The organism is Aromatoleum evansii, assembly GCF_045689615.1.
GTDB classification, from domain to species: Bacteria; Pseudomonadota; Gammaproteobacteria; order Burkholderiales; family Rhodocyclaceae; genus Aromatoleum; species Aromatoleum evansii.
The window spans coordinates 61,220-74,845 of the sequence record NZ_CP141259.1 but is presented as its reverse complement, the minus strand read 5'-3'; the positions used below and the strand labels follow the sequence as shown (position 1 = coordinate 74,845).

Annotated in this window: 10 protein-coding genes; 5 read left to right on the top strand and 5 right to left on the bottom strand. The window is 68.7% G+C overall.

The features are described 5' to 3' along the window. Positions 1–132 precede the first annotated feature (132 nt). Positions 133–606, top strand: coding sequence for a cytochrome c (locus U5817_RS00310; protein ID WP_169131419.1), 474 nt, complete (start codon positions 133–135; stop codon positions 604–606). A gap of 84 nt (positions 607–690) precedes the next feature. Here the strand turns inward: U5817_RS00310 and U5817_RS00305 are convergent, their stop codons facing one another. Further along, complete coding sequence (locus tag U5817_RS00305) at positions 691–1,911, bottom strand: MFS transporter (RefSeq protein WP_407279310.1); 1,221 nt, start codon at positions 1,909–1,911, stop codon at positions 691–693. A gap of 57 nt (positions 1,912–1,968) precedes the next feature. After that, the gene (locus U5817_RS00300; RefSeq protein WP_407279309.1) at positions 1,969–2,766 is read right to left on the bottom strand and encodes a thioesterase family protein; all 798 of its coding nucleotides are present in this window, start codon (positions 2,764–2,766) and stop codon (positions 1,969–1,971) included. Between the two features lie 110 nt (positions 2,767–2,876). Here U5817_RS00300 and U5817_RS00295 point away from each other — a divergent pair, with 110 nt between their 5' ends. The 3 genes from U5817_RS00295 to U5817_RS00285 all read left to right on the top strand — a co-directional run bounded on the left by U5817_RS00295 (position 2,877) and on the right by U5817_RS00285 (position 6,061). After that, complete coding sequence (locus U5817_RS00295) at positions 2,877–3,788, top strand: LysR family transcriptional regulator (RefSeq protein WP_407279308.1); 912 nt, start codon at positions 2,877–2,879, stop codon at positions 3,786–3,788. 265 nt (positions 3,789–4,053) lie between these two features. Further along, complete coding sequence (locus U5817_RS00290) at positions 4,054–5,382, top strand: TrkH family potassium uptake protein (protein ID WP_169131427.1); 1,329 nt, start codon at positions 4,054–4,056, stop codon at positions 5,380–5,382. Then, a complete protein-coding gene (locus U5817_RS00285; protein ID WP_407279307.1) occupies positions 5,375–6,061 on the top strand; it encodes a potassium channel family protein in 687 nt (228 codons plus the stop codon). Before U5817_RS00290 ends, U5817_RS00285 begins: the two co-directional genes overlap by 8 nt. Positions 6,062–6,078: 17 nt before the next feature. Here the strand turns inward: U5817_RS00285 and U5817_RS00280 are convergent, their stop codons facing one another. Beyond that, positions 6,079–6,603 carry a hypothetical protein gene (locus U5817_RS00280; RefSeq protein ID WP_407279306.1) on the bottom strand — a complete coding sequence of 175 codons (525 nt, stop codon included), beginning with the start codon at positions 6,601–6,603 and terminating at the stop codon, positions 6,079–6,081. Between the two features lie 159 nt (positions 6,604–6,762). Here U5817_RS00280 and U5817_RS00275 point away from each other — a divergent pair, with 159 nt between their 5' ends. Beyond that, complete coding sequence (locus U5817_RS00275) at positions 6,763–7,245, top strand: YbaK/EbsC family protein (protein ID WP_407279305.1); 483 nt, start codon at positions 6,763–6,765, stop codon at positions 7,243–7,245. A gap of 8 nt (positions 7,246–7,253) precedes the next feature. Here the strand turns inward: U5817_RS00275 and U5817_RS00270 are convergent, their stop codons facing one another. Beyond that, the gene (locus U5817_RS00270; protein ID WP_407281134.1) at positions 7,254–7,949 is read right to left on the bottom strand and encodes a cytochrome b/b6 domain-containing protein; all 696 of its coding nucleotides are present in this window, start codon (positions 7,947–7,949) and stop codon (positions 7,254–7,256) included. Further along, positions 7,943–13,624 carry an excinuclease ABC subunit UvrA gene (gene uvrA, locus U5817_RS00265; RefSeq protein WP_407279304.1) on the bottom strand — a complete coding sequence of 1,894 codons (5,682 nt, stop codon included), beginning with the start codon at positions 13,622–13,624 and terminating at the stop codon, positions 7,943–7,945. The genes U5817_RS00270 and uvrA overlap by 7 nt, the downstream gene beginning before the upstream one ends. Positions 13,625–13,626 lie beyond the last annotated feature (2 nt).

The following is a 13,626-nucleotide window of genomic DNA, read 5'->3' as shown; positions in this document are numbered from 1 at the left end:
ACGCGTCTTGGCCGTGGAATAAATCCCGATAGACTGCTGTTCATATTCGCGCAGGATCATTGCGAGCCGGCACGCATGCGGCCGCTCGCGCCTTACGGCTTTTTTCCAACCACCTGAATGAGAGAACGAACAATGAAGAAGCTCCTCACCCATGCCGCCACCGGCCTCCTCGCCCTGTCCCTCGCCGGCCTCGCCGCCGCGCAGATGAAGCCCGAGGACGCGATCAAGAACCGCCAGTCCGGCTACACCTTCATGGCGTGGAACATGGGCAAGATCAAGGCGCAGGTCGTCGACGGCACGACGCCGTACAACAAGGACCAGGTGATCGCCGCCGCGAACGTGATCGCGGCGACGGCCAACTCCGGCATGGGCGCCCTGTACCTGCCCGGCACCGACAAGGGCAAGGGCTGGAAGGACACGCGCGTGAAGGCGGAGTTCTTCAAGGAGCAGGAGGAAGTCGGCAAGATCGCGAAGAACTTCATCGAGCAGGCCAACACGCTGCAGAAGGTCGCGATGACCGGCGACCAGGCCGCGATCAAGGCCCAGTTCGGCGAGATGGGCAAGGCGTGCAAGGCCTGTCACGACAAGTACCGCGTCGAGGAGTGAGGCGCGCCGCGCCGGTCCAGCGGATTCGGTGAACGGCAAGATGGCCACCCTGCGGGGTGGCCATCTTCATTTCGGGGACGGCATTCAGGCCGGCTGCGCCGCGGGCCGCAGCACCGGCGCCTCGCGGATGGGCAGGTTCACCACTGCTGCCATCGCGGCAAGCGCCATGTCCGCGTACCACATCCACGAGAAGTCGCCGAACTCGGTGATCGCGATGCCGCCCAGCCACGCGCCGAGGAAGCCGCCGATCTGGTGCGACAGCAGCGTGAGGCCGAACAGCGTGCCGAGGTAGCGGATGCCGAAGAGCTTGCCGACGATCGCCGCGGTCGGCGGCACGGTCGCGAGCCAGGTGAAGCCGAGGCCGGCGGCGAAGAGGTAGAAGGTCAGGGCGGTCTTCGGCGCCATCAGGTAGACCGCGACGAGCAGCGCGCGCGAACCGTACATCGCCGCAAGGATGTGCTTGCTGCGGTAGCGCGACACGCAGGATCCCGCATACAGGCTGCCGACGATGTTGGACAGGCCGATGATCGCCAGCGACCAGCTCGCGACCGTCGGCGGCAGGCCGCACAGGTCCACTTCGCCCGGCAGATGGGTGACGAGGAAGGCGATATGGAAGCCGCAGGTGAAGAAGCCGGCGTGCAGCAGCAGGTAGCTGCGGTCGCCCATCGCCTGGCGCACCGTGCGCCACAGGCCCGCGTCCTCGTGCGCGCCGTGGTGGTGCGTCGCGTGCTTGGGATCGACGAGCACGCGCACCAGCGGCAAGGCGGCGAGCGTCATCAGCGCCATCGACCACATCGCGCCCATCCAGCCGATCGACTGGATCAGCTTCTGCAGCACCGGCGCGAACACGAACTGGCCGAAGGAGCCGCCGGCGTTGATCACGCCCGACGCGGTGCCGCGCGCCTCCAGCGGCAGGCGCTGCGCCGCGGCGCCGATCAGCACCGAGAAGCTGCCCGCGCCCGCGCCCATCGCCGAGAGCAGGCCCAGCGACACGACCAGGCCGAAGCCCGAGCCCATGAAGGGCGTGAGGGCGCTGCCGAACGCGAGGACGATCAGGCCGGCGACGAGTACTTTCGCGGCGCCGTAGCGGTCCGCGAAGGCGCCGGCGACCGGCTGGATCGCGCCCCACATGAACTGGCCGACCGCGAGCGCGAAGCTGATCGTCGCGATGCCCAGCCCGGTGGAGGTGTTGAGCGGGGACACGAACAGGCCCAGCGACTGGCGGGCGCCCATCGTCACCATGAGGATGCCGGCGGCGGAGAGGGTGACGATCAGCGCGGCGCGGCTGTTGAGGGATCGCAGCATGAGGGCCTTCTTTCTTTATCGTTATGGTCGGATTGGGGTCGGGGACGTGCTTCCCGGCTACTTCTTGCGCACGAACAGCGTGTGCAGGCTGCGGCCGAGCGCGCCGTCGCGGTCGAACACCGCCGTCGTCACGGTGCCTATGCCGCCCGGGTCGATGATGGTGCGCGCGGACATGCCGAACCATTCGCCGGTCGGATGACGATGCATGTTGAGGGTGAGATCCACCGGCACGAAGGTCCAATGGCGGATGTCGAGTTCGGCGCTGATGCCGTTGGCGGAGTCGAGGATCAGCAGCAGGGCCTCGATGCCGTCGGTCGGCTGGCCGGCGACGAGCGGGATGCGCGGGCGTGCCCACACCGCCGCCGGGCCGGGTTCGCGGAAGCTGCCGTCGGCGAAGCGCCATTCGAGCGCGTCGGCATAGGGGAAGTAGTCGACGCCCTGAAAGAACACCTGCGCCTGCGCCTCGGGCAGCGGCGGCACCGCAAAGGGGTCGGCGACGGCGACGGCGCTCTCGGGCTTGCGCTCGACGCGCCAGGCGTGGGCGAGCAGGACCGGCTTGCCGTGGACGAGCATCTCGCCCTGGATCAGCTCGATGCGCCGGCCCGGACGCAGCACGCGCACGCGCAGCTCGCACGGCTCGACCGGCACCGGGCCGAGGATCTCGAAGGTGATGCGCGCGATGTCGAGCCCGAACTCGGACGGAAAACGCCGCAGCGCCTGCGCCAGCAATGCGATCGGCGGCCCGCCGTGCTGGCTCTCCACCGACCACGGGCCGATCGTGGCCTCGGTGGGCTGGTAGGCGTCGTCGCCGAGCGGCAGGAAGAAGGCTTCGGGAAGCGTGATGCTCGTGTGCATGTTCAATACCCTAGCGTATGTCACGGGAAATTTAACCGACTATTACGGAAACAAAAAGCCGATAATAGTTGCCGTTACGTCAACGATATGTTGACACTTGAGATTGACACATGAGCTGGCTGGCAAGCTGGGACACCTTCGTGAAAGTCGTCGAGAGCGGCAGCATGGCGGGAGCAGCCCGCCGCCTGGACTGCACGCGCGCACAGGTCAGCAAGCAGATCGGCGAGCTCGAGCGACGCTTCGGCGTGCGCCTGTTCGACCGTTCGACGCGCAAGCTCTTCCTGACCCCGTCGGGCGAAGTGTTCTACCAGCATGCGCTGCGCGCGCTCGAGTCGGTGGAGCTGACGGAGGTCGCGGTGCGCAACCTCGGCGACGTGCCGAGCGGACTGCTGCGCATCAGCGCGAGCGTGGTGTTCGGCCGTATCTGGGTCGCGCCGCTGCTGCCGCGCCTGACCGCCCGCTACCCCGAGCTGGGGTGCGAGCTGATCCTCACCAACTCGCTGGTCGACCTCGCCGAGGACCGCATCGACCTCGCGCTGCGCTTCTGCAAGACGCCGCCCGAGGACGTCGTCGCGAAGCGGATCTTCACGATGCAGACGGTGATCTGCGCGGCGCCCGCCTACCTTGCGCGGCACGGCATGCCGCGGCATCCGCGCGAGCTGGTCGATCACCAGTGCTTCAGCTTCCTGCTCTCCGACAACCGCATCTGGCACCTGATCGACCGCGCCGGCGCCGAAGTCGCGATCCCGGTGCGCGGCCGCGTCCAGTTCAACGAGCCGGCGAGCATCCTCGATGCGACGCTGGCCGGGCATGGGCTGGCGATCCTGCCGACCTACCTGTGCTGCAATGAGCTGGGCGACGGACGGCTCGTGCGCGTGCTGACGGATTACACGCCGCGCATCGACTTCGGTCGACACCTGTACGCGTGCTACATGCCGAGCCGGGCGCGCCTGCCGAAGGTGAAGGTGCTGATCGACGAGCTGGAGGCGATGCTGAAGCCGGTGCCGCCGTGGCAGGCCTAGGAGCCTGTCGGACTTGAAGAATCGAAGCGAAAATTCGGCTGTGCGAGGACAGATTTTGTCGATTTTGCAGGTCAATAGTCATTCTATTGACCAAAAAAGCGGCGAAATATGGACCGCCCAGGCGGATTTGCAGCCGATTTCCTTTAAGTCCGACAGGCTCCTAGACACGCGCAGAAGGTAGTCGCCCGCCGGCATTTCCGCTACGCTGCCACACCTTTCCGCCTGGCCGGACCCGCAATCAGGACATGTTCGCCGCCGACTTGCGATGAAATCCCTGCTCCATCCCACCCGCGCCGTGGCGCTGAGCTTCCTGTTCGCGATCCTCGCCGGCACCGCGCTGCTGATGCTGCCGGTCGCGCACGCGGAAGGCGTCGGCGCGCCTTTCCTGCCCGCCTTCTTCACGGCGGTGTCGGCGGTGTGCGTGACCGGTCTCGTGATCGTGGACACCGGCACCTACTGGTCGGGCTTCGGCCAGTTCGTCGTGATGATGCTGTTCCAGTTCGGCGGCTTCGGCATGATGACCGCCGCGACCCTGCTGGGGCTGATGGTGAACCGCTCGCTGCGCCTGCGCACCAAGCTCATCACGCAAGTCGAGACCCATACGCTGGGCATCGGCGACGTGTCCGGCGTCGCACGCCTCGTGCTGCTCGTGACCTTCCTGTTCGAGAGCTCGATCGCGGCCGTGCTGACCCTGCGCCTGCACTACGCCTACGAGCTGCCGTGGGCCGAGGCGGCGTGGAGCGGGCTGTTCCACTCGGTGTCGGCGTTCAACAACGCGGGCTTCTCGATCCATGCCGACAGCCTGGTGCGCTATGCGTCGGACGCCGCGATGCTGCTGCCGGTGATGGTGGCGATCGTCGTCGGCGGGATCGGCTTCCCGGTGCTGCACGACCTGCGCATGCGCGTGCGCGATCCCCGCCACTGGTCGCTGCATACGAAGCTGACGCTGGTCGGCACGACGGTGCTGCTGGCCGGCGGCTTCCTGATGCTGCTCGCCGCCGAGTGGTCCAACCCAGGCACGCTGGGGCCGATGGCGATCCCGCACAAGCTGCTCAACGCGGCCTTCGCGTCGGTGTCGGCGCGCACCGCCGGCTTCAACGCGCTCGACATCGGCGCGATGACGCACGAGAGCTGGGCGCTGCATTACTTCCTGATGTTCGTCGGCGGCGGCAGCGCCGGCACCGCGGGCGGCGTGAAGGTCGGCACCGCGGCGATCCTCGTGCTGCTGGTGGTTGCCGAGGTGCGCGGCCATACGGACAGCGAGGCTTTCGGCCGCCGCGTCAGCAGCTCCGCGCAGCGCCAGGCGATCACGGTGCTGGTGCTCGGGAGCGCGATGATCGTGCTCGGCACCCTGTTCCTGCTGCGCAGCACCCAGTTCGCGACCGACAAGATCATCTTCGAAGTCATCTCGGCGTTCGGCACGGTGGGGCTGTCGACCGGGATCACGGCCGACCTGCCGCCGTCTAGCCAGCTGATGCTGACCGCGCTGATGTACGTCGGCCGCGTCGGCACGATCACGCTCGCAGCCTCGCTCGCACTGGGCGAGCGGCGCATGCCCTTCCGCTATCCTGAGGAGCATCCCATTGTTGGCTAGGCTATTTACCGAACAGTTCTCGTTCTCGAAAGGCGACAGCGTCGTCGTGATCGGCCTCGGGCGCTTCGGCAGCGCGGTCGCGCAGTCGCTGATGCGCCTCGGGCACGACGTGATGGGCATAGACCGGGACGGCGAGCCGGTCCAGGCCTGGGCCGACCTGCTCACGCACACGGTGCAGGCCGATTCGACCAATGTCTCGGTGATGCGCCAGCTCGGCGTGGCCGACTTCGCGCACGGCATCGTCGGCATCGGCACCGACCTCGCGTCCAGCCTGATGACCGTGATGGCGCTCACCGAACTCGGCATCAAGGACATCTGGGTCAAGGCGATGACGCCCGAGCACGGCCAGATCGCGCAGCGCATCGGCGCGCACCACGTCGTGTATCCGGAAGCCGACATGGGTCAGCGCGTCGCGCACCTGATCTCCGGGCGGATGATCGACTACATCGAGTTCGACGACGGCTTCGCGATCGCGAAGGTGCATGCGCCCGCAGCGACCCACCAGCTCTCGCTGGCCGAATCCGGGGTGCGCGAGAAGTTCGGGGTCACGGTGGTCGGCATCAAGCGCGCCAACGAGGACTTCCAGCACGCCACACCGCACTCGCGGATCGTGGCCGACGATCTGCTGATCGTGTCGGGGCCGACGCGCAAGGTGGAGGCTTTCGCAAGCCAGAAGTGAGCGACGCGGGGTTCGGGTCAGTCGCCGCCCTGCGCAGCCTTCCCCAGCTCTTCCAGCAGGCGCAGCCGTAGCAGCCCGCCGCGCGCGGCAGCGACCTTGCCGTCACGGTCGATCGCGTAGGCGAGGGGGGTGTCGAACAACAGGCGGCGGGTCGGCGCGTCGAGGACGTCCTCGGCGACCGCGAGGTGCAGGACGATGCCGCGGTCCGCGAGCATCCACCGTGCCGCCTCGTATTCGTCGGCGGGGACCAGGGTGCGCAGCACGACCCCTTCGCGCGTCGCGCCTGCGGCGAATCGCTCGAGTTCGCCCAGCGATTTCCGGCAAGCGAGACAACCGGGCGTCCACAGCACGACAACCGCAGGACGGGTGTCCGCGGCGCTCACCGCGGCCGGCGCGGCGGACAGGGCGGCGAGGTCCTCTGCGCGCGCAGGCGCAGCCGCGAAGAGCGCGAGCGCCAGTGCCGGCCACGCGAGCCGGCGCACCCACGCGTGCGTGGCGATACCGAATCCCGCAGCGATCCCCGCTGCCGCCCGTCCTTTCATGTCGTCCGCTCCATCGCCGTGCGCTCTTCGTACCAGTTGGAAAAGGATCGCCTGCCGCGCACCCGCGCTCATTGACAGGCGTCAAGCGCCGCCCCGCGCGTGGCTTGGACGCGCTCGCGCCCAGGGCTAAGATTCCACGCTTTGCGCCCCCGTACCGCCATGAAACCCGCCCAGCATCCGACCGCCCTGCGCACCGCACAACTCCTGGCTGAAGCCGGCGTCGACACGCGCGTCGTCGAGTTCGAACAGCCGACCCGCACCAGCGCGGAGGCCGCCGCGGCGATCGGCTGCACCGTCGCCGAGATCGCGAAATCCATCGTCTTCCGCGGCAAGGAAAGCGGACAGGCGGTCGTCGTCGTCGCGAGCGGGGACAACCGTGTCAGCGAGGCGAAGGTCGCCGCGCAGGTGGGCGAGGCGCTCGCACACGCAGACGCCGATTTCGTGCGCAGCGCGACCGGCTATGCGATCGGCGGCGTCGCCCCGCTCGGCCATGCGCAGCCGGTGAGGCTGCTGCTGGACGAGGACCTGCAGCGCTTCGACACCCTGTGGGCCGCCGCGGGCACGCCGTTCTCGGTGTTCCCGCTGACGCCGGCACAGTTGCAGGCGCTCACCGGCGCCGCATGGAGCGACGTGCGGCAGTAAGGCCGCGCCTACCAGGCGGGCGTCGTCGCGGCGGGAACCGGGGCGGGCGGCGGCAACAGGCCGCCCGACGCGGCCCACACCGCCAAGCCGGCGATCGCGAGGGCGAAAGCCAGCGCAACCGGACCGCCGCCGCGCGCCGGCGGAATCGCGGGATCGTCCACCGCCTTCACGCCGGTGATCATCGGACGGATCAGATTGTCCTTCTTCACGTGCGTGTGCCACATCACTGCACCGACGTGCAATGCGACCAGGCCGTACACGATCCATTCGGCCTGGCGGTGAAGGCCGCTGATCCAGGTAGACAACTCGCTCGAGATCGCCTGGTAGAGGGGGCCGTAGAAGGCGATGTCATCGTTGGAAAAGGCGCCCGCCAGCGCCTGTCCCGCCATCAGCGACAGCAGCGCGACCGTCGACAGCGCGCCGAGCGGGTTGTGCCCGACGCCGCGCCAGTGGCCCTTCAGGTAGGCGCGGATCGTGGCGGGCGTCGGCAGGAACTGGGTGAAGCGCGCATAGGTGGAGCCGACGACGCCCCAGACGACGCGGAACACGACGACGCCGAGGATCGCCAGTCCGATGCTGCCATGCCATTCCATGGCGTTGCCGCCGATCTTCACGCTGAGGATCGCGCTCGCGACCAGCGCGACGAGCAGCCAGTGCGCGAGACGGGTGGGGAGGTCCCACAGCAGGATGGGGTGCTTCACGATTTTCTTCCTTTCTTCGTCTTGCCCGAGGCGGGGATTACCGAGGCGGCAGCGCCCTCCCCGTTAACAGCGCGCGACGCGAGAAATTCCCCGAGGATGCGCGCGGTATGCGAGCCGCTGCCCGCGCACACGTCCGCGACCGGCCCCTGCGCAACGATCCTGCCGCCGCCGTCGCCCCCTTCGGGACCGAGGTCGATCAGCCAGTCGGCCTCGGCCATCACGTCGAGGTCGTGCTCGATCGCGAGCACGGTGTGGCCGGCATCCGCGAGGCGGTGCAGCACGCGGATCAGCTTGTCGACGTCGGCCATGTGCAGGCCCACGGTCGGCTCGTCGAGCACGTAGAGGGTATGTTTTTCGGCCGGCAGCGGACGGCCGCCGGTCTTGGCGCTCTCCCCTGCGCGGCCGCGCACTTTCGCGAGCTCGGTGACCAGCTTGATGCGCTGCGCCTCGCCGCCCGACAGCGTCGGGCTGGGCTGGCCCAGCGTGAGGTAGCCGAGACCGACGTCCTGCAGCAGCGCCAGGGGATGCGCTATCGACGGATGTGCAGCGAAGAAGTCGACCGCCTCGTCGACCGGCATCGCCAGCACCTCGGCGACCGTCCTTTCGCGCCAGCGCACGGTGAGCGTCTCGGGGTTGAAGCGCGCGCCGCCGCAGGCATCGCACGGCAGCTTCACGTCGGGCAGGAAGCTCATCTCGACGGTGGTCTGGCCCTGGCCCTCGCATACCGGGCAACGGCCGGCGCCGGTGTTGAACGAAAAGCGCGATGCGTTCCAGCCGCGCGTCTTCGCCTCGAAAGTCTCGGCGAAGAGCTTGCGGATCGCGTCCCAGAAGCCGACGTAGGTCGCAGGACAGGAACGCGGCGTCTTGCCGATCGGGGTCTGGTCGACTTCGAGCACGCGGCCGACGGCCTGCCAGCCTTCGATGCGTTCGCAGCCGACCGGCTCGGCGGCGCTGGTCTGCGCCTCGCCGCGGCGGCGGGCGCGCTGCGCGTCGGGATCGCCGAGCAGCGCGTGCAGGCTCGCGTGGATCACGTCGCGCGCGAGCGTGGATTTGCCCGAGCCGGACACGCCGGTGACGACGGTGAGGCGGCCGAGGGGCAGGCGCGCTTCGACGGACTGCAGGTTGTGCAGCGTTGCGTTCTTCACGACGAGGAAGGGGTGGTCGTCGCCGATCGCCAGCGGCGGGCGCATCGGGTGCTGCAGAGGCGCGCGGAAGCAGGCGCCGGTCGCCGAGGCGGGCGCCGCCATCAGGTCGGCGAGCCGGCCTTCGGCGACGACTTCGCCGCCGCGCACGCCGGCGCCGGGGCCGAGGTCGATGACGTGGTCGGCACGCCGTATCGTGTCCTCGTCGTGCTCGACGACGAGCAACGTGTTGCCGCGGTCGCGCAAGGCTTCGAGGGTGTCGAGCAGCATGCGGTTGTCGCGCGGGTGCAGGCCGATGGTCGGCTCATCGAGGATATAGCACACGCCGCGCAGGTTGGAGCCGAGCTGGGCGGCCAGCCGGATGCGCTGCGCTTCGCCGCCGGAGAGCGTCGGCGCGCCGCGATCGAGCGCGAGGTAGGCGAGGCCGACCTGCTGCAGGAAGTCGAGCCGGCCGCGGATCTCGGTGACCAGGTCGCGCGCGATGTCGGTCTCGCGGCCTTCCAGGCTGAGGGTCTCGAAGAAGCCGGCGACCTTGGCGACCGGCTGCGCGGAGAGTTCATGGATGCCGAGCTCGCGGAAGCGCACGGCGCGCGCGACCGGGTTCAGGCGCGCGCCGTCGCAGCTCGGGCAGACTTCTTCCGTGACCTGTTCGGTCTCGGCGAGATCCAGCTCGTTGGCGTCCTCGACGCGGCCGATGGTGCGCTGGCCGGTGCCGTAGCAGCTTTCGCACCAGCCATGCTTGGCGTTGTACGAGAACAGGCGCGGATCCGGCTCCGGGAAGCTGTCGCCGCAGGACGGGCAGGCCCGCAGCGTCGAGAAGGTGTGCGGCTGGGCGCCGACCTTGCCGAGCTGCAGCACCTTGACGACGCCCTTGCCGTGCTCGAGCGCCTCGGCCAGTTGGGTGCGCAACGCCGCCTCGTGCTCGGGGCCGACGACGACGAGGCCGACTGGCAGCTCGATGGTGTGCTCGACGTAGCGGTCCAGTCTGGGCCATTTCGCCGTCGGCAGGTAGTCGCCATCGACGCGCAGTTGGGCGTAGCCCTTGCCCTTGGCCCATTTCGCGAGCGCGGTGTACAGGCCCTTGCGGTTCGTCACCAGGGGCGCGAGCAGTTCGACCGATGCGCCGCGGTAGTCGCGCAGGATCTGCGCCGCGATCGCGTCGAAGCTCTGTGGCGACACCGGGACGTCGCACTTCGGGCAGAACTGGGTGCCGAGCTTGACGTACAGCAGGCGCAGGAAGGGCTGGATCTCGGTCAGCGTGCCGACCGTGCTCTTGCGGCCACCACGGGAGACGCGCTGCTCGATCGCGACCGTCGGCGGGATGCCGAACAGCGCATCGACGTCGGGGCGCGCGGCGGGCTGCACGAACTGGCGCGCGTAGGCGTTGAGCGATTCGAGGTAGCGGCGCTGGCCTTCGCCGAACACGATGTCGAAGGCGAGCGTGGACTTGCCGGAACCGGACAGGCCGGTGATGACGGTGAAACGGTCGCGCGGGATCGTCAGGCTGACGTTCTTCAGGTTGTGCTCGCGCGCATGGCGGATCTCGATCGCCGGCGCGGCGACCGGGCGGTAGCGCGCGACGGGCTCGGCCACCGCGGTCGTCGGCTTGCCCAGCGATTGGGCGTAGGCGCGCATCGCAACCCCGGTATGGGAGCTGGCGCAGGCCATGACCGTTTGCGGCGTGCCGGCGACGACCAGTTCGCCGCCGTCCTCGCCCCCTTCGGGGCCGAGGTCGATGAGCCAGTCGGCGGCGAGCAGCACGTCGAGGTTGTGTTCGATGACGACCAGCGCGTGGCCGGCGTCGAGGAGCTTTTCGAAGGCGCGCAGCAGCGTCGCGACGTCCTCGAAGTGCAGGCCGGTCGTCGGTTCGTCGAAGAGGAAGAGCAGGCGACCGGGCTGCGATTTCGCCTTCGACTTCTTGCCGGATAGTTTCGCCGCTTCCGCGAGATGGCCGGCGAGCTTGAGGCGCTGCGCCTCGCCGCCGGACAGCGTCGGCACCGGTTGGCCGAGCTTCAGGTATTCGAGGCCGACGTCCGCGAGCGGCGCGAGCGCGGCCTGCACCGCGGCCTGGTCGGCGAAGAAGGCGAGCGCTTCCGACACGGTCATCTCGAGCACGTCGGACACCGATTTTTCGCGCCATGTCAGTTCCAGCACTTCGGGCCGGTAGCGCTTGCCGTCGCAGTCCGGGCAGCGCAGATAGACGTCGGACAGGAACTGCATTTCGACGTGTTCGAAGCCCGAGCCGGTGCAGGTCGGGCAGCGGCCGGTGCCGGAGTTGAAGCTGAAGGTACCGGGGGTGTAGCCGCGGCTCTTGGCCTCGGGCAGCGCCGCGAACAGCGCGCGGATCGCGTCCCAGGCGCCGACGTAGCTGACCGGGTTGGAGCGCGCGCTCTTGCCGATCGCAGACTGGTCGACCATCACGACACCGGCGAGCTGGTCCAGCCCTTCGAGGCGCTCGTAGGCGCCGGGCGCCTCGGTCGCCTGGCCGAAATGCTTCGCCAGCGCGGGGTGGAGCACGTCCTGGATCAGCGTGGACTTGCCCGAGCCCGACACGCCGGACACGCACACCAGCTTGCCGAGCGGAATCTCGATGTCGACGCTGCGCAGGTTGTGCTCACGCGCGCCGACGAGGCGCAGCACGGGGTCGTGCTTGCCGACCGGGCGCAGCTTGCGGCCGGCATCGACGCGTTTCCGGCCGGCAAGGTAGGCGCCGGTGAGTGACGTGGGGTCGGCGGCGAGCTCGGCCGGCGGGGCGTAGGCGACGATCTCGCCACCGCGTTCGCCGGGGCCGGGGCCGATGTCGAGCAGGCGATCGGCGGCGGACATCAGCTGCGGGTCGTGTTCGACGACGACCAGCGTGTTGCCGGCATCGCGCAATCTCGTCATCACCGCGAGGATGCGGTCGATGTCGCGCGGATGCAGGCCGATCGAAGGTTCGTCGAGGACGAACAGGGTGTTCACGAGCGAGGTGCCGAGCGCGGTCGTGAGGTTGATGCGCTGCACTTCGCCGCCCGACAGCGTGCGCGACTGGCGGTCGAGCGTGAGGTAGGCGAGGCCGACGTTGGCGAGGTAGTCGAGGCGGCTGCGGATCTCGCCGAGCAGCAGTTCGGTGGCTTCATCGAGGCCGGAGGGGAGTTCGACGCGGGCGATGAAGTCGCGCACGCGGTTGACCGGTTGGGCCATCAGTTCGTGGATCGCGAGGCCGGGGCGATGCTGTGGGAGCGGCTTCAGCCGCGAATCGGCGTCAAACGGAGCCAAGCCGGTGGATTCGCGGCTAAAGCCGCTCCCACGAAAGTCGTTCAAGGGCTCCGTACCCAGCCGCCACAGCAGCGCCTCCGGCTTCAGCCTGGCCCCCTTGCACGCCGGGCATTCCGTGTAGCTGCGGTAGCGCGACAGCAGCACGCGGATGTGCATCTTGTAGGCTTTTGTCTCCAGCCAGTCGAAGAAGTGGCGCACGCCGTACCACTTGCGCGGCCACGAGGCCTCCCAGCTCTTCCACTCGGGGTCGCCTTCGAGCAGCCATGCGCGGTGTTCCGGCGGCAGCTCGCGCACCGGCACGTCCATCGCGACGCCGTACTTCTTCGCCATCTTCGCAAGGTCGTCCTGGCATTCGCGGTAGCTCGCGGTCTGCCAGGGTTTCACGGCGCCTTCGGCGAGCGTCTTCGATTCGTCCGGTATCACCAGCGAGAAATCGACGCCGATCACGCGCCCGAAGCCGCGACAGGTGTCGCAGGCGCCGATCGGCGAGTTGAAGGAGAACAGGCCCGGGGTCGGATCTGAATAGTGGATGTCGCAGTCGGCGCAGTGCAGGTCGCGCGAGAAGCGCCACACCGTCTCGCCTTCGTCATGCTGCGCGCGCACCGCGAGGCGGCCATGGCCATGGGTCATCGCCGTCTCGATCGCTTCGCTGACGCGGCTGCGTTCGGCATTCGAGAAACGGAAGCGGTCCTGCACGACGTGCAGCAGGTCGCCACTATCCGTCGTTTCGCGCGCATGGATGCGCGTGTAGCCCTGCTGGTTCAGCAGCTGCGTGACTTCGTCTTCGCTGAAATTCTTCGGCACCGGCACCGCGAAGGTCAGCACCAGGCGCGGGTCCTCCGCCGCGCAGCGTTCGGCGAGCGCCGCATGCACGCTGTCGGGGTCGTCACGCCGCACCGGCTTGCCGCAGCCGCGGCAATACAACTTCGACGCGCGGGCGTACAGCAGCTTGAAGTGGTCGGTCAGCTCGGTCATCGTGCCGACCGTGGAGCGCGAGGTGCGCACCGGGTTGGTCTGGTCGATCGCGATCGCCGGCGGCACGCCCTCAATGCGGTCGACCTGCGGCTTGTCCATGCGGTCGAGGAACTGCCGCGCGTAGGGCGAGAAGGTCTCGACGTAGCGGCGCTGGCCTTCGGCGTACAAGGTGTCGAAGACCAGCGAGGATTTGCCGGAGCCCGAGACTCCGGTAACGACCGTCAGCTCGTTCAGCGCGATGTCGAGCGAGAGGTTCTTGAGGTTGTTCTGGCGCGCGCCGAAGATGCGGATGCGGTCGGACATCG